We start from the raw sequence: 25,994 nt of genomic DNA on the forward strand, positions 1-25,994 counted from the left end.
GCGATCTGTGCGCACTCTCGTCGCACGACGGCGCCGGTCTTCCCGCCTCGGATCAACTCTCGGCGGTTTCCCGCAGGATGCGGACGAGATCCTCGGGACAGTCCCGCATCAGGTTGTGCTTGCCGTCGAGCTCATGGCAGCACCACCCCGGATCGTCGCGGACCCGGTCGTATGACGGCTGCAACGGTGATTCGCCCGGCCAGTCGCGCGCATAGACGAACACCCGGCGCCGGAACCGGTTCAGGTCTCCGCGCAGCCGCACCGGCTGCAGCACCGACGCCAGCGGATGCGCGGTCGCGCGCGGGTCGAAGAACGGCAGCGGTGGGACGCCGAACCCGGACGCGTCGACTTTGACGTACCACTGACGTTCCTCGTCGTTGACGATGTCCCAGCAGGCCTCGCCGTCGCGGGGGACCACCGCGTCGAGGAACACCAGCGAGTCGACCCGGTCCGGGATGCGGTCGGCGACCCCCGCGATCACCATGCCGCCGTAGCTGTGTCCGACCAGGATCAGATCGTCGCCGGCGTCCTCGTCGTGGTCGACGGCGGCCAGCACATCGGTGATGTGGGTGTCGAGGTTGACGCCGCCCGGCAGCAGGTGGCCCCGCTCGGCCACCCCGGTCAGGGTCAGCGCGAGGACGTGGTGACCGACCTCGCGCAGCGAGGCTGACAGTTCGTCGAAACACCATGCCCCGTGACACATTCCCGGGATCAGAACCAACGTCGCCATGGGTTCAGCGTGTGCCGGGAGCCGGCATAAGTCCAATAGCGATTCATTCCTGATCCCATAATCGATGGTTATGGAGTTCCGTCAGCTGGAGTACTTCGTCGCGGTGGTCGAGGAGCGGGGCTTCACCAGGGCCGCGCACCGGGAGCGGGTGGCTCAGCCGGCGGTCAGCGCCCAGATCCGGCAGTTGGAACGTCGCGTCGGACAACCGTTGTTCATTCGCGGGACGCGGGAGGTCCGGCTGACGCAGGCCGGGGCGGCGTTGCTTCCGCACGCCCGGGCGGCCCTCGGTGCGGTGCGGGCGTGCCGGGCCGCGGTCGACGCCGTCGCCGGGGTGGTCCGCGGCACCGTCGCGATCGGCACGGTGACCCTGCATCCGGTCGACATCGCGGCGTTGATCGCCGCCTTCCACACCGACCATCCCGATGTCGAGATCACGTTGACCACCGACAGTTCCGACGTGCTGCTGACCAAGCTGGACGACGGCCGGCTCGACGTGGCCATGGTGTCGATCGGTGCCGTGGAGGATCCCACTGGACTGGACTACGCGGTGGTCACCGAGGAGACCTTCGAGGCGGCGGTCGCGCAGCGGCACCCGCTGGCGCGGCGCAAGACCCTGACGTTGGCGGCGTTGTGTGACCACCCGCTGATCTCGCTGCCGGTGGGTACCGGGATGCGTCATCGGCTCGACACCGCTTGCGCTGCAGCGGGACTGCGGCCAAGGATGTCGTTCGAGGCGACCAGCCCCGCAGAGCTCGCCGAGCTCGCCCGCCGCGGTCTCGGCGTCGCGGTACTGCCGGCGTCGATGGCGCGCAACACTCCGGGCCTGCACGCCCTGCGATTGACGCCCGAACTGCGCGGCAGGCTGGTGTGGGCCTGGCGCCGGGAACCCGCGAGCACGGCGGCGCGGCTGTTCCGCGAACAGGCAGCCCGGGTGGGCGCCCGCTGATCGCCAGAGGTGCGGGTAGCCCCGCCCCGGGTGTCACCCCGCTTGAATAGAGTGAACTCCGTGAGCCCTGCCAAGACTGCATCGGAGACCACGACCGGTAAACCGGAGGCGGGCGGCAAGCCCACCCTGATGCTGCTGGACGGCAACTCCCTGGCCTTTCGCGCCTTCTACGCGCTGCCCGCCGAGAACTTCAAGACCCAGGGCGGCCTGACCACCAACGCGGTCTACGGGTTCACCGCGATGCTGATCAACCTGCTCCGCGACGAGCAGCCCACCCACATCGCCGCGGCCTTCGACGTCTCCCGCCAGACGTTCCGCAAGGAGAAATACCCGGAGTACAAGGAGGGCCGGTCGGCGACTCCCGACGAGTTCCGCGGCCAGATCGACATCACCAAAGAGGTGCTCGGCGCGCTCGGTATCACGGTGCTCGCCGAAGCGGGCTTCGAAGCCGACGACATCATCGCGACGCTGGCCACCCAGGCCGAGGGCGAGGGCTACCGGGTGCTCGTCGTCACCGGCGACCGTGACTCGTTGCAGTTGGTCAGCGACGACGTGACGGTGCTCTACCCGCGCAAGGGCGTCAGCGAGCTGACCCGGTTCACCCCGGAGGCGGTGCAGGAGAAGTACGGGCTCAGCCCGACGCAGTACCCGGATTTTGCGGCGCTGCGCGGGGACCCCAGCGACAACCTGCCCGGCATCCCCGGGGTCGGGGAGAAGACCGCGACCAAGTGGATCGCCGAGTACGGGTCGCTGCAGGCGCTGGTCGACAACGTCGACAAGGTCAAGGGCAAGGTGGGCGATGCGCTGCGGGCGAACCTGTCCAGCGTGATCCTCAACCGCGAGCTCACCGACCTGGTCCGCGACGTCCCGCTGCCCCAGACCCCTGACACGCTGCGGATGCAGCCGTGGAACCGCGACCACATCCACCGGCTCTTCGATGATCTGGAGTTCCGGGTCCTGCGGGATCGCCTGTTCGACACCCTGGCGTCGGCGGACCCCGAGGTCGAGGAAGGGTTCGACGTCCGCGGCGGCGCGCTGGAGGCCGGGACGTTGGCCCCGTGGCTGGCCGAGAACAGCGACGGGCGCCGGTTCGGGCTGGCGGTGGTCGGCAACCACCTCGCGTTCGACAGTGACGCGACCGCACTGGCCATCGTCGCCTCGGGCGGCGACGGCCGCTACATCGACACCGCCGCCCTCGACCCCGAGGACGAGAAAGCACTGGCCTCCTGGCTGGCCGATCCGAGCGTGCCCAAGGCGCTGCACGAGGCCAAGCTCGCGATGCACGATCTGCAGGGTCGCGGCTGGACGCTGGCCGGCGTCACCTCCGACACCGCCCTGGCCGCCTACCTGGTGCGACCGGGGCAGCGCAGCTTCGCGCTCGACGACCTGTCGCTGCGATATCTGAAACGTGAATTGCGCGCGGACAACCCTGAGCAGCAACAGCTTTCGCTGCTCGACGACAGTGAGGGCGTCGACGATCAGGCCGTGCAGACCCTGCTGCTGCGCGCCAGCGCGGTCACCGACCTCGCCGACGCGCTCGACGAGGAGCTGGCCCGCATCGATTCCTCGGCGCTGCTGGGCGGTATGGAGCTGCCGGTGCAGCGGGTGCTGGCGGAGCTGGAAACGGCCGGCATCGCCGTCGACGTCGACAAGCTGTCGGAGCTGCAGAGCGAGTTCGCCGGCCGGATCCGCGACGCGGCCGAGGCGGCCTACGCGGTGATCGGCAAGCAGATCAACCTCGGCTCGCCCAAGCAGCTGCAGGTGGTCCTGTTCGACGAACTCGGCATGCCGAAGACCAAGAAGACCAAGACGGGCTACACCACCGACGCCGACGCGCTGCAGTCGCTGTTCGACAAGACCGGGCATCCGTTCCTGCAGCACCTGCTGGATCACCGCGACGTGACCCGGCTGAAGGTGACGGTCGACGGCCTGCTCAACGCGGTCGCCTCCGACGGGCGGATCCACACCACGTTCAACCAGACGATCGCCGCGACCGGGCGGCTCTCGTCGACCGAACCGAACCTGCAGAACATCCCGATCCGCACCGAGGCCGGCCGCCGGATCCGCGACGCGTTCGTGGTGGGAGATCGCTACGCCGAGCTGATGACCGCGGACTACAGCCAGATCGAGATGCGCATCATGGCGCACCTGTCGCAGGACGAGGGGCTCATCGAGGCGTTCAACACCGGCGAGGATCTGCACTCGTTCGTCGCGTCGCGCGCGTTCTCGGTGCCGATCGACGAGGTGACCCCAGAGTTGCGCCGCCGGGTCAAGGCGATGTCGTACGGGCTGGCCTACGGGCTGAGCGCCTACGGACTGTCCCAGCAGCTCAAGATCTCCACTGAAGAGGCCAAGGAGCAGATGGAGCAGTACTTCGCCCGGTTCGGCGGGGTGCGCGACTACCTGCGCGACGTGGTCGACCAGGCGCGCAAGGACGGCTACACCTCCACGGTGTTCGGTCGCCGCCGCTACCTGCCCGAGCTCGACAGCAGCAACCGGCAGGTCCGCGAGGCCGCCGAGCGGGCCGCGCTGAACGCGCCGATCCAGGGCAGCGCCGCCGACATCATCAAAGTCGCGATGATCAACGTCGACCAGGCCATCAAGGACGCCGGGCTGGAGTCCCGCACGCTGCTTCAGGTGCACGACGAACTGCTCTTCGAAGTCGCCGACGGCGAGCGCGAAACCCTCGACGCGCTGGTGCGCGAGCACATGGGCAATGCGTATGCGCTCGACGTGCCGCTGGAGGTCTCGGTCGGATACGGCCGCAGTTGGGACGCCGCGGCGCACTGACAGATCCGCCGCTCAGGTTGACGGCGCCGCCCGCCGCCGACGATTATGTAAGTCGTCATACTTAGTTCGCCGGGGAAAGGGCGCAGTCGTGGCCACTCATCCGTTCGACGAAGCACTCGAGCTCAGTCCTGGGGACGCCGGCACGCTGACCGGCAAGACGTCCCCGGACTGGGCCAACATGGTCGGGCCGTTCGGCGGGATGACGGCCGCGACGCTGCTTCGCGCCGTGGAGGTGCAGCCCGAGCGCCTCGGACACCCGGTCGCCCTGACGGTGAACTTCACCGCCCCGGTCGCCGACGGGGCGTTCGACGTCAGGGCGACGGCGGTGCGCACCAACCGCAGCAATCAGCACTGGTCCGTCGAGTTGTCCCAGGACGGCGAGATCAAGACCACCGCCACCGCGGTGTTCGGGCACCGGCGCGACACCTGGGCCGACATCGAACGGCAGCGGCCGCCGGCCCCGGGGCCCGAGGAGGTTCCCGCCGAAGGCCTGCCCGAGGCGATCGTGTGGGCGCGCAACTACGACATGCGTCACGTCGACGGGGCGCCGCCGCTGGACGGACAACCGCGGCCGTCGTCGGCCTCCACGCTTTGGGTGCGCGACAGTCGTGGCCGCGCAATGGATTACGCCGCCCTGACCGCGTTCAGCGACATCTTCTATCCCCGCGTGTACCGCCGCCTCGGCGCGCCGCTGCCCGCCGGGACGATCTCGATGACCGCGTACTTCCACGCCGACGCCCCCGAAATCGCGTCCGTCGGCGATGACTTCATCCTCGGCCGGGCCCAGGCCAACCGGTTCGCCGGCGGCTACTTCGACCAGTCCGCCGAGCTCTGGAGCCGCAGCGGCGACCTTCTGGCCACCACCCACCAGCTGGTCTACTTCAAAACCTGACGGTCCGGCGCGCCCGTCGCCGTGAAATGGCTGAGCCCGCGCAGCAGCCACGGTGTGTGCCGTGCCATCACGGCCACCGCCCGGTCGGTCCGGTGCATACCGGCGCCCGGCGCGGGAGTGGTCTGCGCGGCCAGCACGGCCTCTCGCGACGTCGACGTCCCGGTCCGGTCGACGGCCAGCAGCCGCCAGGTACCGGGGACGCCGCGCAGCGCCACGACGCCGCGGTCCTCGAAGCCGGTGCCCGAGCCGACCACCAGGTCGCGGACTGTGCTGGAGACGACGATGTCGCCGGCTCCGGCATGACCGAGGATCCGGGCCGCTATGTGGACGGCGATGCCGCCGATGTCGGCGTCGAGCAGTTCGCACTCGCCGGTGTGGATGCCCGCCCGCAGTTCGATGCCCAGCGCCTCGGCGTCGGCGAGCACGGCCTCGGCGCACCGGATCGCCTGCGTGGGCCCGTCGAACGTTGCGAGATGGCCGTCGCCGGTGCTCTTGACGACGGTTCCGCCGTGCCGGGTGGTCAGGTCGCCGGTGATCTCGTTGAACCGCTGCAACACCACCCGCCACTGCTGGTCCCCGCAGGCCGCCGCGCGTTCGGTGGACGCGATGATGTCGGTGAACAGCACTGTCCGCAGCGCCCGGTGCGCCTGCCTGGGAGTGTGATGGGTGCCGGTGACGAGGTTCTCCACCTCGGCCAGGATCCGGTTCGGTTCGGTGTGCCACGGTGCGTGGTCGGCGCCGCCCACCTCCAGATAGCGAGCGCCGGGGATGTGATCGGCGAGGTATCGTCCGCAGGGGACGGGGATGACCTTGTCGTCGCGGGAGTGGATCACCAGCGTCGGTATCGCGATGGTGGGCAGCACGGCGCGGATGTCGATGTGGAACAAGGACTCGATCGTCGCCCGGACCATGCCGGGGCTGGCGCTCATCCGCTCGAACATCGCGAGCTGACGCCGGCCGTGGATCGACGGAAAGCCGATGCCCGCCGCCATGCCGGTGCCCCAGTGATCGCGGACGGCGAGGCCCATCTGCAACAGCAGGGCGAGCTGATCGGTGGTGGGCAGGTAGCGGACGTCGGTCTCGTCGGCATCGGCGAGCAGACGCGCGTAGACCTCGCCGGGGTCGGAATCGAGGTCCTCCCAGTCCGCCGACATGAACGGGTATGACGCGTAGACCACCAGCGCGCGTGTCCGCTGGGGTCGCGTCGCCGCGAAAAGCATTGCCGCCGTGCCGCCTTCGCTCATACCGAAGATCACCGCGGTGGAGAAGCCGACGGCGTCCATGACGGCCTCGATCTCTTCGGCGCGCTGGTCGAGGGTGCGAATGCCGTGGATCGGGTCCGACAATCCGAGACCGGCCTTGTCGAAGATCACCACCCGGCAGAACGTCGCCAGATGATCGAAGAACGATTTGAACTCGGGCAGTGTCCAGAACAGTTCGATGTGACTCACGAACGGTCCGACGAAGACCATCTCGATGGGCCCGTCGCCGAACACCTGATACGCCAGGCTGAGATCCCCGCACGGCGCGTATGACGTCTCCGCCATCGCCTGAGCGTAACTGGCGGAGGTGCCGGTTATCTGTGGATCGGTGCCTGCGCGCGGTAGTAGGCCATCTGGTGCAGTGCGGGGGATTCGGCCCTGGCCGCGTAGACCGCATAGGTCTCCTCGTGCAGCAGCGCGGTCACCCGGGGGTCCCCGAATCCCCGGTCGATGCGGTCGCGGACGAACGCCAGCTCGGTGACCTGCTGGGCGAACCTCCGCACCGACGTCGCGGCGGGTTTACCGCCGAAGCGGGCCGCCTCGGCCACGGCCTGCTTGCGGGTTTTCATCGAGCCGAGCCACGTCGCCTCGTTGGGGCTGATCACCCCGGCGGCGACCATGCCCGGCAGTTTCTCGGCCACGATGCGCTGTTCGCGGCGCCGGCTGTGCACGGCCAGCGCGATGGTCAGCCCGAAGATCGGCACCATCCAGAACACGTAGGTGCCGAAGTAGGCGCCGGCCCCGAGCAGCGACGACCCGTTCCACATCGCGTGCAGCACCACCGCACCGGCGTAACCGAGCAGCACGCAGCCCGCCTTCGCGACCCCACTGCGCCGGTGCAGGGCGAACCACACTCCGAGCGCGAACATCGTGGTGAACAGCGAATGCGCGAACGGCCCCATCACCAGCCGCAGCGCGGCGGTGAACAGCGACTCCGCCAACGACTCGCCGTTGGCGATGTAGAGGATGTCCTCCAGCCAGGCGAATCCGGCACCGACCAGCCCGGCATAGACCAGGCAGTCGGTCAGCGAGTTCAGTTCCCTGCGGCGCGCCCCCGTCATCATCAACAGCAGGAACAGGCCCTTGGCCGCCTCCTCGGTCATCGGCGCCCCGACGACCAGGGTGAACGCGCTGGTCCCGGTGGCATCCGGGTCCACGCCGGGATTGAGCCAGGTGTCGAGGACGACCTGCAGGATCGCCGACACGACCACGGCGACCGACGTGCCCCAGATGAACGCGAAGATCAACAGCCGGGGCGGTTCGGGTTCCCAGCGGTCCAGCCACAGGTAGGCCAGCACCACGACGGCCATCGCGACGCTGGACAACACGAAACCGACGGCGGTGCCGACCGGGTTCGCCAGCGTCAGCACGATGACGATCAGGCCCGCCACCGTGCCCAGCGCGATGAGCACCCCCAGCGGCGCCCCGACCTTGCGGATCTGGCGCGTGAACGGCGCTCCATAGAGGTGCGGGGCAGGCGGGACCGGTTGCGCCGGACGGAACGACATCCTCGCAGGCTAAACCGCGGGGTCGGGTACGGTCGGGAAAGGCCGCCGACGGCGCCGGACTCATCCCTATGGAAACCACACGCGCAGACGCACACATCCAGTTCCTTGCGCGTCTGGGTGCCTCGATGGCGGCGGCCAACTATCCGGTCACGCTGATCCGGCAGATGCTGCAACGCGCATCGGCGGCGTACGGCATCACCACCGAATCCGTTGTGCTGCCCAACAACGTCCAGGTGATCGGTCCGGCCGGCCCCAACGGCACGACCATCAAATCGGCGGCCGTCGACACCGATTTGCGGTTCGACCAGACCTTCCCGCTGGCCCGTCTGGTCTCCGCGGCGCGCAGAGGCGCCGTCGAGCCGGCCGCCGGCGAGGCCGAACTGCGCCGGATCACGGCCGCCCCGCACCGGCTGCCCTCCTGGGTCAGCGTCATCGGCTACGGCATCCAGAGCGCCGGGCTGGCGCTGGTCCTCGAGCCGACACCGCTGAACCTGCTCGGAGCGACGGTGTTCGGACTTCTCGTCGGTGCCATCGCCACGGCGTCGCGGGGGCGGCCGCTGCTGGCCCAGCTCGTCCCGGTGATCAGCGCGTTCGCCGTGACTTCGCTGGCGATCCTGGCTGCGCACCGGCTCGGTCTCGACCACGTGGGCCTGCGGGCGCTGATCCCTCCGCTGGCGATGTTCCTGCCGGGGGTCGCGATGACCCTGGCCGTCGTCGAGCTCACCTCACGCGACATGATCTCCGGGACCAGTCGGCTGGTGGCGGGGTTCGCGCAACTCGCCCAACTGGCGTTCGGGATCTTCATCGCCGTCCAGATCCTGGGGGAGAGCGAATCTCAGCTGACCTCGATCGCCGTCAACAAACTGGGTCCCTGGGCGCCGTGGGTCGGGGTGGCGGTCTACACCCTCGGGATCATGCTGTTCCTCGGGCCGCCGGTGCGCTTCGTCCCGTGGCTGCTGATCGTCGTCTACGCCGCCTACGCCGCGCAGTTCTTCGGCGACCTGGCGTTCGGCAGCTACGTCAGCGGGGTCACCGGAGGGTTTGCGCTGACGCTGTGCGCGATGGCGATGGCCAGCCGCCCCGGCGCACCACCGGCGATCTCGCTGATCCTGCCCGGCTTCTGGTTGCTGGTGCCGGGCTCGATGGGGCTGATCGGCATCGCCGAACTCTTCGGCGCCGACGGCGATTCTGCGATCACCGTCACGTTCGTGTCGATGTTCTCGGTGGCGTTCGGCCTCCAGGCCGGACTGGTGGGCTGGCAGCTGGCGCGGCGGGTGCGCAGGCGCGGACGGGGCGGGTTTGGCCTGCGTGAGCATGTCGCGTAAGCTCGACAAGCACCTGTGTGTTCGATCTCAGGTGCCAAAAATCACAAAACTGTCCCTACGATAAAACCTGTCCGGAGCAACCCACCACATGCCAAGTCCCTCCGTCACGTCCCCGCAAGTTGCCGTCAACGACATCGGCTCCGCGGAAGACTTCCTCGCCGCCATCGACAAGACCATCAAGTACTTCAACGATGGCGACATCGTCGAAGGGACCATCGTCAAGGTGGACCGCGACGAAGTCCTGCTCGATATCGGCTACAAGACCGAAGGTGTCATCCCTTCGCGCGAACTCTCCATCAAGCACGACGTCGACCCCAATGAGGTCGTTTCCGTGGGCGATGAGGTCGAGGCCCTCGTTCTCACCAAAGAGGACAAAGAAGGCCGTCTGATCCTGTCCAAGAAGCGCGCTCAGTACGAGCGGGCCTGGGGCACCATCGAAGAGCTCAAGGAGAAGGACGAGGCCGTCAAGGGCACCGTCATCGAGGTCGTCAAGGGCGGCCTGATCCTCGACATCGGCCTGCGCGGCTTCCTGCCCGCATCGCTGGTCGAGATGCGTCGCGTCCGCGATCTGCAGCCGTACATCGGCAAGGAGATCGAGGCCAAGATCATCGAGCTCGACAAGAACCGCAACAACGTGGTGCTCTCGCGCCGCGCCTGGCTGGAGCAGACGCAGTCCGAGGTGCGCAGCGAGTTCCTCAACCAGCTCACCAAGGGCGCCATCCGCAAGGGTGTCGTGTCCTCGATCGTCAACTTCGGCGCCTTCGTCGATCTCGGCGGCGTCGACGGCCTGGTGCACGTCTCCGAGCTGTCGTGGAAGCACATCGACCACCCGTCCGAGGTCGTCCAGGTCGGCGACGAGGTCACCGTCGAGGTGCTCGACGTCGACATGGACCGCGAGCGGGTTTCGCTGTCGCTCAAGGCGACTCAGGAAGATCCGTGGCGCCACTTCGCGCGTACCCACGCGATCGGCCAGATCGTCCCGGGCAAGGTCACCAAGCTCGTCCCGTTCGGCGCGTTCGTGCGTGTCGAGGAGGGCATCGAGGGCCTGGTGCACATCTCGGAGCTGTCCGAGCGCCACGTCGAGGTCCCGGACCAGGTGGTCCAGGTCGGCGACGACGCGATGGTCAAGGTCATCGACATCGACCTGGAGCGTCGCCGGATCTCGCTGAGCCTCAAGCAGGCCAACGAGGACTACTCCGACGAGTTCGAGGCCTGGAAGTACGGCATGGCCGACAGCTACGACGACCAGGGCAACTACATCTTCCCCGAGGGCTTCGACGCCGAGACCAACGAATGGCTCGAAGGCTTCGAGAAGCAGCGTGACGAGTGGGAGGCGCGCTACGCCGAGGCCGAGCGCCGCCACAAGATGCACACTGCGCAGATGGAGAAGTTCGCCAAGGCTGAGGCCGAAGCGGTCGCCGAGGCCGCGACGCGGCCGACCAGCAGCAGCAGCTCGTCCCGCTCCGAGGAGTCGGCGGGCGGATCGCTGGCCAGCGATGCGCAGCTGGCTGCTCTGCGGGAGAAGCTCGCAGGCAACGCCTAAGCACGAATACCGATCGATGGCCCGGCTCGCAGAGCCGGGCCATCGTCGTTTTCCGGCGACATGTGCACGTATCGCTTTTTGACAATGATTTTCATTAAGCGGTTGGATCGTGGCCATGATGACCTCTCGCCTCCTCGCGCTGCTGTCCGTCGTCGCCTTCGGGGCCGGGTGCACCGCGGCGCCCGACAGTCCCGCCCCACCCGGCCCGAGTGCGCCGAGTGCGCCGAGTGCGCCGACCGAGGAATCGTCCGCGACGCCACGGCTGGCGCTCAGCTACGACGGGGGCGTCCTGGTCCTCGACGCCCGGACGTTGAACCAGGTCGCCGACATCCCGATCGACGGCTTCGTGCGGCTGAACAGCGCGGGCAACGGCCGCCACGTGCTGGTCTCGCAGGGCGACGGATTCGCGGTACTCGACATGGGCACCTGGACCGACACCCACGGTGACCACGGACACCACTACACCGCGGCGCCCGCGATGACCGAGATGCGGTTCGGCGGGCAGGAACCCGGGCACGTCGTCGCCCACGACGACCGGCTGACCCTGTTCAGCGACGGCACCGGGACGGTCGACGTCGTGGACCCGGGTGAGCTGCTCCACGGTCACGCGACAGCGGACACCGTGGTGACGACCGCGCCGCACCACGGTGTGGCGGTCGCGCGTGCCGACGGCAGCGTCGTCGTCAGCGTCGGCGACGAGCAGGGGCGCAGCGGCCTGGAGATCCTGGATGCGGCAGGGACGCGGATCGCCGTGAGCGACCGGTGCCCGAACCTGCACGGCGAAGCCGCCGCGTCCGGTGGCGCGCTGACGTTCGGCTGCGAGGACGGCGTGCTGATCGTGCGGGGCAACACCATCGAGAAGCTCACGAGCCCGGACCCGTACGGGCGGATCGGGAACCAGGCCGGCAGCGCGGCCTCCCCGGTCGTCCTCGGCGACTACAAGACCGACCCGGACGCGGAAATCGAACGGCCCCAGCGGATCACGCTGATCGACACGGCCACGGGCGCACTGCGGGTGGTCCCGCTGCAGGCGAGCTACAGCTTCCGCTCGCTGGACCGCGGACCCGGCGGCGAAGCCGTCGTCCTGGGCACCGACGGAGCCCTGCACGTGTTCGATCCCGTCAGCGCCCGGCGCATCGCGCACTATCCCGCCATCGGCGCGTGGACGGAACCACGGCAGTGGCAGGCGCCGATGCCGAATCTGCACGTGCAGGACGGCGTCGCCTACGTCAGCGACCCCGCCACGCAGCGTGTCGTGGCGATCGGTCTCGCCGACGGTGCGGTGGTCGCCGAGGCTACCGTCGGCCGGCCCACGATCGAGCTGACGGGCGTCGAAGGATGAGCGGCGGGCCTGACACACTGGTGCGGTGCTGCGCATTGGATTGACCGGAGGTATCGGGGCGGGCAAGTCGACGGTGTCGGCCACCTTCAGCGACCTGGGAGCCGTCGTCGTCGACGGCGACGTGATCGCCCGCGAGGTCGTCGAGCCCGGAACGCCGGGCCTGGCCAAGCTCGTCGATGCGTTCGGCGACGAGATCCTGCTCCCCGACGGCGCGCTGAACCGCCCGGCGCTGGCGGCGATCGCGTTCAGCGACGACGAGAAGCGGGCCACGTTGAACGGGATCGTGCATCCCCTTGTGGCGCACCGGCGTTCGGAGCTGATCGCTGCGGCCCACGATGACGCCGTGATCGTCGAGGACATCCCGCTGCTGGTGGAATCGCAGATGGCGCCGATGTTCCCGCTCGTGATCATCGTGCACGCGGACGCGGAGCTGCGGGTCCGGCGACTCATCGAATACCGCAACTTCTCCGAGGAGGACGCGCGGGCGCGCATCGCCGCGCAGGCCACCGAGGAGCAGCGGCGCGCGGTCGCCGATGTGTGGCTGGACAATTCCGGAAGCGCCGGCGAGCTCGTCGAGAAGGCCAGGGCGCTGTGGCACGAGCGGATCCAGCCGTTCGCGCACAACCTGAAAGCGGGACAGCCGGCCCCCGCGAAGCCGCACATCGTCCCCCCCGATCCGCAGTGGGCCGCGCAGGCGCAGCGCATCCTGGCCCGGCTGCGCACCGCGTGCGGTCACCGCGCGGTGCGCGTCGACCACATCGGCTCCACCGCGGTGCCGGACCTGGACGCCAAGGACGTCATCGACATCCAGGTCACCGTTGCGTCCCTGCAGGTCGCCGACGAACTGGCCGACGCGATGTCGGCCGCCGGATACGTCCAGGTACCGATCACCGCCGACGTCGCCAAACCGGACGCCCGCAGCACCGTCGCCGGGTTCGACCACGTCACCGATGATTCACACTGGCAGAAGCGGCTGTTCTGCTCGGCCGACCCGGGTCGGCCGACCAACGTGCACGTGCGGGTGGACGGCTGGCCGGGTCAGCAGTTCGCGCTGCTGTTCGTCGACTGGGTGACCGCCAACCCCGAGGTACGCGCCGAATATCTCGCCCTCAAGCGCCGGGTGTCGGCTCAGGAGCACGCGACGACGGGCGCCTATGCCGACGCCAAGGAACCGTGGTTCCTCGACGCCTATCGCAGGGCGTGGGAATGGGCCGACACCACGGGATGGCGTCCCGGCGGTCCGGCTCAGGCAGGTGGCGGAGCCGGCTGATCGGGCGGCCCCGCGTCCGGGGACGGCGCGGCGGGATCGCCGGCCACGGGCACCGCAATACCCGTCGGGCTGACCGGCGCCTCGCAGGTCAGCGCACCGTAGTCCGGATCGTCACGCTGGGGCAGCACCCGTGGTGCGATGAAGTCGTCGGCCTGGGCGACCAACTGGTCGTCGACCAGGATCTCGCAGTGCAGGTTGGCCGAGTACGGCCATTCGATCGACACCCGCATGTTCGCGACCTGGGACTCCGGGAGCACCGCCATCGCCTCGAAGACCCGGCCCGGCACCATCGTCGGATTCGCGGCCTGGATCTTGTCGCCCTCGGTCCGGTAGGTGATCGACGCGCCGCGGGAGACTCCGTCGACCCGGGCGCGGTAGGTGATGTTGCGCAGGATCTCGGGGGTCTGTGCCTCGATCTGGGGCTGCGGCTCGGGCTGCGCCGGCGCCGGGGCGGGGAAGGCCAGCACGCCCGCGGTCGCCAGGATGGCAGCTCCGGCCGCCGCGCGTGCGGCACGCATACGTCTCCTCGGACTCACAGCAGGAGTCTATTAGTCCCGCCACGTGAGGAACATGCCGTTCGCGCCAAGCCAACGATGCAGGTCGTAGTCGTGCCGGGCCAGCGCCTCGACCGTCGAGACGGCGACGCGGACGGCCCGCTCACCCGCCTCGGGTGACAACCTCCCGGCCGCGACCGCGGCGAGCAGTTCGTCGACGTCGACGATCCGCACGTCCCGCCCGGTGCGCAGCACCAGGTCCAGGTAGTGGTCCACGCCCACCCAACGGTCGCCGTCGCGGGTGTATTCGCCGACGTCGAGGTAGAAGTCCTGGTCCTTTTCGTGGCCCGGGTTGAAATGGAACACCGTCACCCGTAACCCCAACGACGGCAGCACCCACGACTCCAGGTAGTGGAACTGCGCGCGGCCGGGAGCCGGCCGCGCCATGTAGAGGCCCCAGGGCTGTTCGGTGTACGTCTCGACGTCGCGGACGATGCCCTTCGGGTCGGTGTTGGTGCGGGCCCGGACGTCGAACACCTCGCGCTTGGGGGCGTGCACCGTCACGGCCTCCACTTCCTCAGGCCGGCGAGCATCAGCACCAGGCTCAGCGGACGGAGTGCGATCCGCAGCGGTTCGGGCACGGCGTCACGGTAACCTGCCTGGTCGCCCCGGCGGGGAATGAACATGTCGGCGGGCGCGCTTAACCTGGGAACATGGCTTTCGCTACCGAACATCCTGTGCTCGCGCATTCGGAGTACCGCCCCGTCGACGAGGTGGTCCGCAGTGGCGCGCGCTTCGAGGTGGTCAGTGAGTACGAGCCCGCCGGTGACCAGCCCGCCGCCATCGACGAGCTGGAGCGCCGGATCCGCGCGGGCGAGAAGGATGTGGTGCTGCTTGGCGCGACCGGAACGGGCAAGTCGGCGACCACCGCGTGGCTGATCGAACGGCTGCAGCGGCCGACGCTGGTGATGGCGCCGAACAAGACCCTGGCCGCGCAGCTGGCGAACGAGCTGCGGGAGATGTTGCCCAACAACGCGGTCGAATACTTCGTCTCGTACTACGACTACTACCAACCCGAGGCGTACATCGCCCAGACCGACACCTACATCGAGAAGGACAGCTCGATCAACGACGACGTCGAGCGGCTCCGGCACTCGGCCACGTCGAATCTGCTGTCCCGGCGCGACGTGGTGGTGGTCGCATCCGTGTCGTGCATCTACGGCCTGGGCACGCCGCAGTCGTACATGGACCGCTCCGTCGAGCTGAAGGTCGGCGACGAGGTGCCCAGGGACTCGCTGCTGAGGCTGCTGGTCGACGTGCAGTACACCCGCAATGACATGTCCTTCACGCGCGGGACGTTCCGGGTGCGCGGCGACACGGTCGAGATCATCCCGTCGTACGAGGAGCTCGCGGTGCGCATCGAGTACTTCGGTGACGAGATCGAGGCCCTGTACTACATGCACCCGCTGACCGGCGACGTGATCCGGAAGGTGGACTCGCTGCGGGTCTTCCCGGCCACCCACTACGTCGCCGGACCGGAGCGCATGGCGCAGGCCATCTCCTCCATCGAGGCCGAACTCGAGGAGCGCCTCGCCGAACTGGAGGGTCAGGGCAAGCTGCTGGAGGCGCAGCGGCTGCGGATGCGCACCAACTACGACATCGAGATGATGCGCCAGGTCGGATTCTGCTCCGGCATCGAGAACTACTCGCGGCACATCGACGGACGGCCCGCGGGTTCGGCGCCCGCCACCCTGCTCGATTATTTCCCCGAGGACTTCCTGCTCGTCATCGACGAGTCGCACGTCACCGTGCCCCAGATCGGCGGCATGTACGAGGGCGACATGTCCCGCAAACGCAACCTGGTCGACTTCGGCTTCCGGCTGCCGTCCGCGGTCGACAACCGACCGCTGACGTGGGAGGAGTTCGCCGACCGGATCGGCCAGACGGTGTACCTGTCGGCGACGCCGGGCAACTTCGAGCTGGCCCAGACCGGCGGCGAGTTCGTCGAGCAGGTGATCCGCCCGACCGGCCTGGTGGATCCGCAGGTCATCGTCAAGCCGACGAAGGGCCAGATCGACGATCTGATCGCCGAGATCCGCAAACGCACCGAACGCGACGAGCGGGTGCTGGTGACGACGCTGACCAAGAAGATGGCCGAGGATCTCACCGATTACCTGCTCGAGATGGGCATCAGGGTCCGGTATCTGCACTCCGAGGTCGACACGCTGCGCCGCGTCGAGCTGCTGCGCCAGCTGCGGCTCGGTGAGTACGACGTGCTCGTCGGCATCAACCTGCTGCGTGAGGGTCTCGACCTTCCCGAGGTGTCGCTGGTCGCGATCCTCGACGCCGACAAGGAAGGGTTCCTGCGCTCGCCGCGCAGCCTGATCCAGACCATCGGCCGCGCGGCCCGCAACGTGTCCGGCGAGGTGCACATGTACGCCGACAAGATCACCGACTCGATGAAGCAGGCCATCGACGAGACCGAACGCCGGCGCGACAAGCAGATCGCCTACAACAAAGAACACGGCATCGACCCGCAACCGTTGCGCAAGAAGATCGCCGACATCCTCGACCAGGTGTACCGGGAGGCCGACGACACCGAAGCCGTCGAGGTCGGCGGGTCCGGGCGCAACGCGTCCCGGGGCCGGCGCGCCCAGGGCGAGCCGGGCCGCGCCGTCAGCGCCGGGGTGTTCGAGGGCCGCGACACGTCGAACATGCCGCGCGCTGAACTGGCCGACCTGATCAAGGATCTGACCGACCAGATGATGGCGGCCGCCCGCGATCTGCAGTTCGAGTTGGCCGCTCGCATCCGCGACGAGATCCAGGATCTGAAGAAGGAATTGCGCGGCATGGACGCCGCCGGTCTGAAATAGCTTGATCTCAACCGCCGTTGAGGTCCTACGGTCGACGCCGTGACCCACACCGGAACAAACAGCAGGACCGTCGCCTCGGGCGGTTGGCGGGAACTGCTCGGACCCAGGAACCTCGGTGCGTCGCTGGTGCTGGCCGGCGGTGTCGCGCTGTACGCGACCAACGAGTTCCTGACGATCAGCCTGATGCCCAGCGCCGTCGCCGACATCGGCGGTCAGCGCTTCTACGCGTGGGTGACGACGGTGTATCTGGTCGGCTCGGTGATGGCCGCGACCACCGTGCATGCGGTGCTGATGCGGCTCGGGCCGCGGCTGGCGTACCTGCTCGGCCTCACCGTGTTCGGACTGGGCAGCCTGGGGTGTGCGGTGGCGCCCAGCATGGAGGTGCTGCTGGTGGGTCGGACGGTGCAGGGCGCCGCGGGCGGCATGCTGGCCGGTCTGGGATACGCGGTGATCAATACGGCGCTGCCGAGCGTGCTGTGGACCAAGGCGTCGGCGCTGGTGTCGGCGATGTGGGGGGTGGGCACGCTGGTCGGCCCGGCCGCCGGTGGGCTGTTCGCCCAATACGGTTCGTGGCGTTGGGCTTTCGGAGTGCTGGTGGTGATGACCACGGCGATGTCGGTGCTCGTGCCGATCGCGCTCCCGGCCCGCGGTGACACCGGGGGAGCGGTGCCTACCGCCCGGGTGCGCATTCCGGTCTGGTCGCTGCTGCTGCTTGGCGCGGCGGCGCTGCTGGTCAGCATCGCCGGTATCCCGCGCGACCTTCGGGTCACCGCGGTGCTGGTCGCCGTCGGAGCCGGGCTTGTCGCGGTGTTCGTGGTCGTGGACCGGCGCATGAGTGCGTCGGTGCTGCCGCCGAGTGCGTTCGGTCCGGGTCCGCTGAAGTGGATCTACCTGACGCTGGGCGCGTTGATGGCCGCGACGATGGTGGACATGTACGTGCCGCTCTACGGCCAGCGGCTCGCCCACCTGACGCCGGTCGCGGCGGGGTTCCTCGGCGCCGGCCTGGCGATCGGCTGGACGGTGGGGGAGATCAGCAGCGCGTCGCTGAACCGGCCCCGGGTGATCGTGCGAACCGTGGCGGTGGCGCCGCTGGTGATGGCCACGGGGCTGGCCATCGGTGCGCTGACGTTGCACGAGGACGCGTCGGCCTTACGGGTGGCGGTGTGGGCGATCGGCCTGGTGATCACCGGAGCCGGAATCGGCATCGCGTGGCCGCATCTGTCGGCGTGGGCGATGAGCAAGGTGGACGATCCGGCGGAGGGCCCCGCGGCTGCCGCGGCGATCAACACGGTGCAGGTGATCTGCGCGGCCCTCGGTGCCGCGCTTGCCGGGGTCATCGTCAACGTCGCCGACCGCGGCGACGCCGGCGGGGCGCGGTGGCTGTTCGCCTGCTTTGCGGTGCTGGCCGCGCTGGCGGTGATCGCCTCCACCCGCAGCGGCCGGCCTGCGCCGGCCGGGTAACGATCACGCCGATCGGAAACCTGTTCGCGGCGTTGGGGACCTGGCAACCTCAGGTGCAGTGCGGGTGTGGCCGAGTGGCTAGGCACCGGCCTGCAAAGCCGTTTACGCGGGTTCGAATCCCGCCACTCGCTCGCACGACACCGGACGGTAAAGTGTGCCGGTGCCAACTGAAGTCCGGCCCCGCCGGTGACGAAACTCGAACGGCCGCGCGTCGTTTCAGGTGCGCGAGGGTTGCCGCGGTGACCTGGCTGCTGCTCGGTCTGGCGATCTGCAGTGAGGTCGCGGCGACGCTGTCGTTGAAGGGTTCGGCGACCGTTCCCGCGCTGTACGCCGTGGTGGTGTTCGGTTATCTCGCATCGTTCGTGCTGCTGGCGCTCGTGCTGCGCCGTGGCATGGCCCTCGGTGTGGCATACGGGATTTGGGGTGCCGCCGGGGTGGCGCTGACCGCGGTGCTGTCCGCGATCGTGTTCGGCGAGGCGCTGACCGCGGTGATGGTCCTCGGGCTGGCCTGCATCATCGGCGGCGTCGTCCTGGTGGAGAACGGCTCTCGCGTGGACCACGAATGATCGGCTACCTCCTCCTCGTCGCGGCCATCGTCAGCGAGGTCGCCGGAACCTTGGCGCTGAGGGTGGCCGCCCGCGGAGGCGTCTCCTTCTACGCCGTGGTCGTCGTCGGTTACATGCTGGCGTTCACCCTGTTGTGGGGCACGCTGCGACACGGAATTCCACTGGGCGTCGCGTACGGCATCTGGGCCGCCGCCGGAGTGGCCCTGACGGCGGTGATGTCGCGGGTGCTGTTCGGCGAGCCGCTGACCCGGACGATGCTGGGCGGAATCGCGTTGATCGCCGTCGGCGTGCTGCTCGTCGAACTCGGCGCCAACCATTGATTTGTGAAGGAGTCGGCGGATTATCCACATGCCGGCGGTGTCGGACACCGGCGATCCGACACGGATTCGCAACCGTTGGATCACCATTGGATCGCGGGACGGTTCAGATTTGCTGAAATTGTGACAGCGTTGTCAGGTGCTCGCACGCCAGGTTGCCCGTCTCCTCGGTGTAGCGGTGGTGACAGCGTGGGCCCTGTCGTTCGCCACCGTCCGTGCTCCCGTTGCTGAAGCCGCATCCTGCCCGGATGTCGAGGTGGTCTTCGCGCGGGGCACCGCCGACAAACCTGGCATCGGCTTCACCGGGCGGCAGTTCGTCACCGCGCTGAAGAAGCGCCTGCCCGGCAAGACGGTGTCGGTGTACGCCGTCAACTATCCGGCGAGCTGGAACTTCCCGAAGTCCACCAGTCAGGGCGCCGTCGACGCGAACAAGCACGTCCAGTACGTCGCCGCGATCTGCCCGAAGACGAAGATCGTGCTCGGCGGAATGTCCCAGGGCGCCGGGGTGATCGACCTGATCACGATCGGCAACCGGGTCATCTGGTTCTTCAAGCCCGCGCCGCTGCCGGACACCATGGTCAATCATGTTGCGGCGATTGCGGTGTTCGGCAATCCGTCGCGCGATGTGTCGACCCTGGGGCCGCTGACGAAGATCAGCCCGCTGTACGGTTCCAGGACCATCGACCTGTGTGCCCCGGGCGATCCGTACTGCTCGTCGGGTAACAACTTCTTCGCCCACTTCGCGTATCCGTGGAACGGCATGGTCAACGAGGCGGCGACGTATGTCGCCGGGCGGGTGCTCGGCACCCAGAGCTGACTGTAGACCTCCTCTGGGGCAACACTTCTCGGCGTCTCCGTCGAACCCACCCCGGGGATGCTCTGCCTGGCGATGATGCCGCGATTGGGGCGTCGCCTGCCATACCCGCCACAGATTCCTTGCTGCAGAACCTGTTTCCGCCGCGCCACCGGAGGAACCGCGGTCCGCCCCGCCGGTCGCCGGAGAGGCACCGGTCCTCGGACTCGCATCCGGCCGTCCGGGTCCGGTCGTGCCTGTCGCGGGGGTCACCGCCGATTCCCGCTGTCCCGTCCGGTGACGCGCCGGCCGGTGTGCCGTTGCCTGCCCGCGACCCTGCCGATGCCGACGATGGCCGCCACGCCCGACGAACACGCGGTTGCCGTCGCACGGCCGGAAGATCTCGGCGAGGCCATGTGATCCGTGGCTCGGCCGTCGCCAACGGCGAGCCAGTTTTCTTGCCGCAGCATCACTTTGCGCCGTCGTGTACCCGGCGTCACGTCCGTGCGATCGAGTGATCTTGATCGTGGTTCAGCACACGGATCCTGGGTAAAAGCCTTCGATGTGTGGTGAATCGCACCCATGTTCGGCGCTGAGCGGGTTACTGTCTCCGTTGGCGTTGCAACCGACACTGGGAGGATATTGATGACCGGCTATCAGACGGTGGTGGTTGGTACAGACGGATCTGATTCGTCGTTGCGTGCCGTGGACCGCGCCGGTCAGATCGCGGCAGGCGCGAACGCGAGGCTCGTCGTCGCGACGGCCTACTTCCCGCAGAACGAGGATGCGCGCGCGGCCGACGTCCTCAAGGACGAGGGCTACAAGATGTCCGGCAACGCGCCGATCTACGCGATCCTGCGTGAGGCGCGGGACCGGGCCAAGGCCGCCGGAGCCCAGAACATCGAGGAGAAGGCTGTTGTCGGGGCACCCGTCGACGCGCTAGTCGAACTGGCCGAAGAGGTCAAGGCGGACCTGCTCGTCGTCGGCAACGTCGGCTTGAGCACGATCGCCGGACGCCTGCTCGGATCGGTGCCCGCGAATGTGGCACGGCGGTCCAAGACCGACGTGCTCATCGTGCACACCTCCTGACAGGGCACAACACGCGAAAAACCCTGGGCCGGCCGCAGCCGACCCAGGGTTTTCGCATGTCAGCGCCCCTGTGTCAGGAGGCCCCGGATCAGGAGGCCCCGGATCAGGAAGCGGAGGCCTTCGCGATCGCGGTGATCGCGGCGTCCAGCGCGGCGTCGAACTCGTCGTCGCTCTGCTGGGCGGTCAGGCCCTCCGTCAGCGCCCGCGAGAAGCTGGCGATGACACCCTGGTTGGCGGCGAGCTTGTCGCACGCCTGCTCGCGGTTGTAGCCACCGGACAGCGCCACCACCCGCAGCACCTTCGGATGCTCGACGAGCTCGCGATAGTGGTTGTCGACGTCGGGCAGCGTGAGCTTGAGCATCACGGCCTGGTCGTCGGCGAGACCGTCCAGTTCCTTGAGGATCGCGGCCTTGAGCTGATCCTCGGCCTTGGCCTTCTCGGGGCTGTGGATGTCGACCTCGGGCTCGATGATCGGCACCAGGCCGGCGGCCAGGATCTGCTTGCCGACCTCGAACTGCTGGGCGACGACCTCGTCGAGACCGGCGCCGGGCAGCTTGACGACCGAGCGCATCTTGGTGCCGAACACACCCTTGTCCTTGGCGCGCGCCAGCAGATCGTCGAGGCCGGGAATCGGCTTCATGACCTGGGCGCCGTCCTTCTCCTCGGCAAGGCCCTTGTCCACCTTCAGGAACGGCACGATCTGCTTGACGTTCCACAGGTAGTCCGCGGTGTCGCGGCCCTCGATCTGGCGGTCCATCGTGTCCTCGAAGAGGATCGCCCCGAGGATGCGCTCGCCGTCGAAGCTCGGGCTGGTGATGATGCGAGTGCGCATCTGATGCACCATGTCGAACATCGCCGCGTCGTCGACTTCACCAGCGTCGCTGGAGTACGCGTCCTCGGCGATCCCGTAGAGCTTCAGCGCCTTGGGCGTGCTTCCCCCGCTCTGGTCCAGCGCGGCAATGAAGCCGGCGCCACTGCGCGCCTTGTTGTACTGATCGCTGCTCATGATCCCTTTCCTGATTTCTTTCGATTAACGGCGGGTCACCAACCGCGCTCGCGCCATTCGCCGAGATGCGGGCGTTCGGTCCCGAGCGTCGTATCGTCGCCGTGCCCTGGATACACGACGGTTGAATCGGAGAAGACGTCGAACACCCGGCTGGTCACGTCGCCGAGGAGTTGTTCGAAGTCTCCTTCCTTCCAGGTCTTGCCGACGCCGCCGGGAAACAGGCAGTCGCCGGTGAACAGGTGCACCCGGTCGTCGGTGGCCGGGCCGCGCAGCGCCAGGGCGACCGAGCCGGGGGTGTGGCCGCGCAGGTGGATCACGTCGAAGGTCAGCTCACCGATGGTGACCGTGTCACCGCCGGCCAGCAGCCGGTCCGGAGTCACGGGCAGTGCCCCGGCGTCGAGGCTGTGGGCGGCGGTCGGCGCGCCGGTCGAGGCGGCCACCTCCTGGAGCGCCAGCCAGTGGTCCTGGTGCTGGTGACTGGTCACGATCAGCGACAGCGTCGGCGCGTAACGCTCGATCAGCTCGAGCAGGAGCGCCGCATCGTTGGCGGCGTCGATGAGTAGCGTCTCGCCGGTCTGGGAACACGTGACGAGGTAGGCGTTGTTGTCCATCGGGCCCACCGACACCTTGACGATCGAGGCGCCGGGCAGCACCCGGCGGGCCGCTTTCCGCGGCTCGACGTGGCCGGTGTAGTTGTCGTCGGCGGTGGTCATGGTCACTCACGTTACTTCCCTGCTCGCGCGCGTCGGCGAGGCCTGGGAGAAACCTGTGGCCAATCTCGGGAGGGGACTTGTCGGTGGTCGGACCTAGCATGGGTCTGTACTGCGCCCACCGCACGGAATGTGGGCTGAGTTTGCAAACCAGAAAGGGCATCGGTGGCTGACCGCCTAGTTGTCAAAGGTGCCCGGGAGCACAATCTTCGTGGCGTCGACCTGGAACTGCCGCGTGACGCGATGATCGTGTTCACCGGGCTGTCGGGCTCCGGGAAATCGTCGCTGGCATTCGACACCATCTTCGCCGAGGGGCAGCGCCGCTACGTCGAGTCGCTGTCGGCGTACGCCCGGCAGTTCCTCGGCCAGATGGACAAACCCGACGTCGACTTCATCGAGGGCCTCTCGCCCGCGGTGTCGATCGACCAGAAGTCCACCAACCGCAACCCGCGCTCGACCGTCGGCACCATCACCGAGGTGTACGACTACCTGCGTCTGCTCTACGCGCGCGCGGGCACCCCACACTGCCCGGTGTGCGGTGAGCGCATCGCCCGGCAGACCCCGCAGCAGATCGTCGACCAGGTCCTCGCGATGGACGAGGGCCTGCGCTTCCAGGTCCTGGCCCCGGTCGTGCGCACCCGCAAGGGCGAGTTCGTCGACCTGTTCGACAAGCTGAACACCCAGGGCTACAGCCGGGTGCGGGTGGACGGAGTGGTGCATTCGCTGACCGATCCGCCGAAGCTGAAGAAGCAGGAGAAGCACGACATCGAGGTCGTCGTCGACCGGTTGACGGTCAAGGCGTCGTCCAAGCAGCGCCTCACCGACTCGATCGAGACCGCGCTGAACCTCGCCGACGGCATCGTGGTGCTGGAGTTCGTCGATCGTGAGGACGACCATCCGCACCGCGAGCAGCGCTTCTCCGAGAAGCTGGCCTGCCCCAACGGGCACCCGCTGGCCGTCGACGACCTGGAGCCGCGGTCGTTCTCGTTCAACTCGCCCTACGGCGCCTGCCCGGAATGCCTGGGTCTGGGCATCCGCAAGGAGGTCGATCCCGACCTGGTCGTCCCCGACCCCGACCTGACGCTGGCCGAGGGCGCCGTCGCGCCGTGGTCGATGGGAAACACCGCCGAATACTTCACCCGGATGCTGTCCGGTCTCGGCGATCAGCTCGGGTTCGACGTCAACACCCCGTGGAAGAAGCTGCCGGCGAAGGCCCGCAGGGCGATCCTGGAGGGCTGCGACGAGCAGGTGCACGTCCGGTACAAGAACCGGTACGGCCGCACCCGGTCCTACTACGCCGACTTCGAGGGCGTGATGGCGTTCCTGCAGCGCCGCATGGAGCAGACCGATTCCGAGCAGACCAAGGAACGCCTCGAAGGGTTCATGCGCGACGTGCCGTGCCCGGAGTGCGACGGCACCCGTCTGAAGCCGGAGATCCTCGCGGTGACGATGTCGGCGGGCAACTTCGGTGCGAAGTCGATCGCCGAGGTCGCCGAACTGTCCATCGCGCAGTGCGCCGAGTTCCTCAACGCGTTGACCCTGGGGACCCGCGAGGCCGCGATCGCCGGCCAGGTGCTCAAGGAGATCCAGTCGCGGCTGGGGTTCCTGCTCGACGTCGGGCTCGACTATCTGTCCCTGTCCCGCGCCGCGGGCACCCTCTCCGGCGGCGAGGCGCAACGCATCCGGCTCGCCACCCAGATCGGTTCGGGTCTGGTCGGTGTGCTCTACGTGCTCGACGAACCGTCCATCGGTCTGCACCAGCGCGACAACCGCCGCCTGATCGACACCCTGGTGCGGCTGCGCGACCTCGGCAACACGCTGATCGTCGTCGAGCACGACCTCGACACCATCGCCCACGCCGACTGGGTCGTCGACATCGGCCCGGCCGCGGGGGAGCACGGCGGCCAGATCGTGCACAGCGGCACCTACGTCGACCTGCTGAAGAACCCGGAGTCGATCACCGGCGCCTACCTGTCCGGCAAGGAGCAGATCGAGATCCCGGAGCTGCGCCGCGTCGTCGACAAGAAACGCCAGCTGACGGTCGTCGGTGCGCGCGAGCACAATCTGCGCGACATCGACGTGTCGTTCCCGCTCGGTGTGTTGACCTCGGTGACCGGGGTGTCCGGCTCGGGTAAGTCCACGCTGGTCAACGACATCCTGGCCACGGTGCTGGCCAACAAGCTCAACGGTGCGCGGCTGGTGCCGGGCCGGCACACCCGCATCAACGGGCTCGACCATCTCGACAAGCTCGTCCGTGTCGACCAGTCGCCGATCGGGCGCACCCCGCGCTCCAATCCCGCGACCTACACCGGGGTGTTCGACAAGATCCGGACGTTGTTCGCGGCCACCACCGAGGCCAAGGTCCGCGGATACCAGCCGGGCCGGTTCTCGTTCAACGTCAAGGGCGGCCGCTGCGAGGCGTGCTCCGGCGACGGCACCATCAAGATCGAGATGAACTTCCTGCCCGACGTGTACGTGCCGTGCGAGGTGTGCCACGGCGCCCGCTACAACCGCGAGACGCTCGAAGTGCACTACAAGGGCAAGACCATCGCCGAAGTGCTCGACATGTCGATCGAGGAGGCGGCCGAGTTCTTCGCGCCGATCAGCTCGATCCACCGCTACCTGAAGACCCTCGTCGACGTCGGTCTCGGGTACGTGCGGCTGGGGCAGCCCGCCCCGACGCTGTCCGGCGGTGAGGCCCAGCGCGTCAAGCTCGCCTCGGAACTGCAGAAGCGTTCCACCGGCCGGACGATCTACATCCTGGACGAGCCGACCACCGGTCTGCACTTCGAGGACATCCGCAAGCTGCTCACGGTGATCAACGGCCTTGTCGACAAAGGCAATTCGGTGATCGTCATCGAACACAACCTGGATGTCATCAAGACCTCGGACTGGATCATCGACATGGGTCCCGAGGGTGGGTCCGGCGGCGGAACCGTCGTCGCGACGGGCACGCCCGAAGACGTCGCGGCCAACCCGGACAGCTACACCGGCCACTTCCTGGCCGAGATCCTCGACGTCGACCGGCCCAAGCCCAAGCCCAAGGCGCGCAGCCGGCGCAAGGTCAGCGCCTGAGC

21 protein-coding genes and 1 tRNA gene are annotated in these 25,994 nt (G+C 68.3%); 15 read left to right on the forward strand and 7 right to left on the reverse strand.

Annotation, left to right across the window (positions count from 1 at the left end):
* Nucleotides 1-52: 52 nt before the first annotated feature.
* Nucleotides 53-730, reverse strand: a complete 678-nt coding sequence (locus NTM_RS18945) for an alpha/beta fold hydrolase (protein ID WP_163767107.1) — start codon at nucleotides 728-730, stop codon at nucleotides 53-55.
* A 70-nt stretch (nucleotides 731-800) separates the two neighbouring features.
* Between NTM_RS18945 and NTM_RS18950 the strand changes: the two genes are divergently transcribed.
* The 3 genes from NTM_RS18950 (at nucleotide 801) to NTM_RS18960 (ending at nucleotide 5,358) form a co-directional block, all read left to right on the forward strand.
* Entirely contained in the window at nucleotides 801-1,676 is an 876-nt protein-coding gene (locus NTM_RS18950) for a LysR family transcriptional regulator (protein WP_163767108.1), read from the forward strand.
* Between the two features lie 60 nt (nucleotides 1,677-1,736).
* Nucleotides 1,737-4,466, forward strand: a complete 2,730-nt coding sequence (gene polA / locus NTM_RS18955) for a DNA polymerase I (protein ID WP_083146548.1) — start codon at nucleotides 1,737-1,739, stop codon at nucleotides 4,464-4,466.
* A gap of 88 nt (nucleotides 4,467-4,554) precedes the next feature.
* Nucleotides 4,555-5,358 carry an acyl-CoA thioesterase gene (locus tag NTM_RS18960; RefSeq protein ID WP_110782005.1) on the forward strand — a complete coding sequence of 268 codons (804 nt, stop codon included), beginning with the start codon at nucleotides 4,555-4,557 and terminating at the stop codon, nucleotides 5,356-5,358.
* Here NTM_RS18960 and NTM_RS18965 read toward each other — a convergent pair.
* Both NTM_RS18965 and NTM_RS18970 read right to left on the reverse strand, forming a co-directional pair.
* Nucleotides 5,343-6,905 (reverse strand): adenylate/guanylate cyclase domain-containing protein, encoded by a 1,563-nt coding sequence (locus NTM_RS18965; protein ID WP_083146538.1) that lies wholly within the window; start codon nucleotides 6,903-6,905, stop codon nucleotides 5,343-5,345. The genes NTM_RS18960 and NTM_RS18965 overlap by 16 nt on opposite strands.
* A 29-nt stretch (nucleotides 6,906-6,934) precedes the next feature.
* On the reverse strand, nucleotides 6,935-8,128 hold the full coding sequence (locus tag NTM_RS18970; RefSeq protein WP_083146537.1) for a PrsW family intramembrane metalloprotease: 1,194 nt from the start codon (nucleotides 8,126-8,128) through the stop codon (nucleotides 6,935-6,937).
* A gap of 68 nt (nucleotides 8,129-8,196) precedes the next feature.
* Here NTM_RS18970 and NTM_RS18975 point away from each other — a divergent pair, with 68 nt between their 5' ends.
* From NTM_RS18975 to coaE, 4 genes are all read left to right on the forward strand, one after another.
* A complete protein-coding gene (locus NTM_RS18975; RefSeq protein WP_083146536.1) occupies nucleotides 8,197-9,453 on the forward strand; it encodes a threonine/serine exporter family protein in 1,257 nt (418 codons plus the stop codon).
* Between the two features lie 88 nt (nucleotides 9,454-9,541).
* Nucleotides 9,542-10,996 (forward strand): 30S ribosomal protein S1, encoded by a 1,455-nt coding sequence (gene rpsA / locus NTM_RS18980; protein WP_083146535.1) that lies wholly within the window; start codon nucleotides 9,542-9,544, stop codon nucleotides 10,994-10,996.
* A 115-nt stretch (nucleotides 10,997-11,111) separates the two neighbouring features.
* A complete protein-coding gene (gene aztD / locus NTM_RS18985) occupies nucleotides 11,112-12,338 on the forward strand; it encodes a zinc metallochaperone AztD (protein WP_083146534.1) in 1,227 nt (408 codons plus the stop codon).
* A gap of 25 nt (nucleotides 12,339-12,363) precedes the next feature.
* Complete coding sequence (coaE, locus tag NTM_RS18990) at nucleotides 12,364-13,608, forward strand: dephospho-CoA kinase (protein ID WP_083146533.1); 1,245 nt, start codon at nucleotides 12,364-12,366, stop codon at nucleotides 13,606-13,608.
* Here the strand turns inward: coaE and NTM_RS18995 are convergent.
* Together NTM_RS18995 and NTM_RS19000 are read right to left on the reverse strand one after the other, a co-directional pair.
* Complete coding sequence (locus NTM_RS18995) at nucleotides 13,584-14,126, reverse strand: hypothetical protein (RefSeq protein WP_083146532.1); 543 nt, start codon at nucleotides 14,124-14,126, stop codon at nucleotides 13,584-13,586. The two genes, coaE and NTM_RS18995, sit on opposite strands and share 25 nt — an antisense overlap.
* 30 nt (nucleotides 14,127-14,156) lie before the next feature.
* Nucleotides 14,157-14,660 (reverse strand): ribonuclease FAU-1 family protein, encoded by a 504-nt coding sequence (locus NTM_RS19000; RefSeq protein WP_083146547.1) that lies wholly within the window; start codon nucleotides 14,658-14,660, stop codon nucleotides 14,157-14,159.
* 155 nt (nucleotides 14,661-14,815) lie between these two features.
* Here NTM_RS19000 and uvrB point away from each other — a divergent pair, with 155 nt between their 5' ends.
* The 7 genes from uvrB (at nucleotide 14,816) to NTM_RS19035 (ending at nucleotide 21,201) form a co-directional block, all read left to right on the forward strand.
* A complete protein-coding gene (uvrB, locus tag NTM_RS19005; RefSeq protein WP_083146531.1) occupies nucleotides 14,816-16,975 on the forward strand; it encodes an excinuclease ABC subunit UvrB in 2,160 nt (719 codons plus the stop codon).
* Nucleotides 16,976-17,014: 39 nt separating this feature from the next.
* The gene (locus NTM_RS19010) at nucleotides 17,015-18,436 is read left to right on the forward strand and encodes an MFS transporter (protein ID WP_083146530.1); all 1,422 of its coding nucleotides are present in this window, start codon (nucleotides 17,015-17,017) and stop codon (nucleotides 18,434-18,436) included.
* A gap of 60 nt (nucleotides 18,437-18,496) precedes the next feature.
* Nucleotides 18,497-18,567, forward strand: a tRNA-Cys gene (locus NTM_RS19015).
* A gap of 108 nt (nucleotides 18,568-18,675) precedes the next feature.
* The gene (locus tag NTM_RS19020; RefSeq protein ID WP_083146529.1) at nucleotides 18,676-19,002 is read left to right on the forward strand and encodes a DMT family transporter; all 327 of its coding nucleotides are present in this window, start codon (nucleotides 18,676-18,678) and stop codon (nucleotides 19,000-19,002) included.
* The gene (locus NTM_RS19025; RefSeq protein WP_083146528.1) at nucleotides 18,999-19,322 is read left to right on the forward strand and encodes a DMT family transporter; all 324 of its coding nucleotides are present in this window, start codon (nucleotides 18,999-19,001) and stop codon (nucleotides 19,320-19,322) included. The genes NTM_RS19020 and NTM_RS19025 overlap by 4 nt, the downstream gene beginning before the upstream one ends.
* Before the next feature lie 175 nt (nucleotides 19,323-19,497).
* Nucleotides 19,498-20,136, forward strand: a complete 639-nt coding sequence (locus tag NTM_RS19030; protein ID WP_232079764.1) for a cutinase family protein — start codon at nucleotides 19,498-19,500, stop codon at nucleotides 20,134-20,136.
* A 621-nt stretch (nucleotides 20,137-20,757) separates the two neighbouring features.
* Nucleotides 20,758-21,201, forward strand: coding sequence for a universal stress protein (locus NTM_RS19035; RefSeq protein ID WP_083146526.1), 444 nt, complete (start codon nucleotides 20,758-20,760; stop codon nucleotides 21,199-21,201).
* 103 nt (nucleotides 21,202-21,304) lie between these two features.
* On the opposite strand, the gene NTM_RS19040 is transcribed toward NTM_RS19035, so the two are convergent.
* On the reverse strand, nucleotides 21,305-22,207 hold the full coding sequence (locus NTM_RS19040) for a fructose bisphosphate aldolase (RefSeq protein ID WP_083146525.1): 903 nt from the start codon (nucleotides 22,205-22,207) through the stop codon (nucleotides 21,305-21,307).
* Nucleotides 22,208-22,242: 35 nt separating this feature from the next.
* Nucleotides 22,243-22,920, reverse strand: coding sequence for an MBL fold metallo-hydrolase (locus NTM_RS19045; protein WP_083146524.1), 678 nt, complete (start codon nucleotides 22,918-22,920; stop codon nucleotides 22,243-22,245).
* Between the two features lie 162 nt (nucleotides 22,921-23,082).
* Between NTM_RS19045 and uvrA the strand changes: the two genes are divergently transcribed.
* Nucleotides 23,083-25,992, forward strand: coding sequence for an excinuclease ABC subunit UvrA (gene uvrA / locus NTM_RS19050; protein ID WP_083146523.1), 2,910 nt, complete (start codon nucleotides 23,083-23,085; stop codon nucleotides 25,990-25,992).
* The last annotated feature ends 2 nt before the right edge of the window (nucleotides 25,993-25,994 follow it).

The organism is Mycolicibacterium parafortuitum, from assembly GCF_010725485.1.
Classification (GTDB): domain Bacteria; phylum Actinomycetota; class Actinomycetes; order Mycobacteriales; family Mycobacteriaceae; genus Mycobacterium.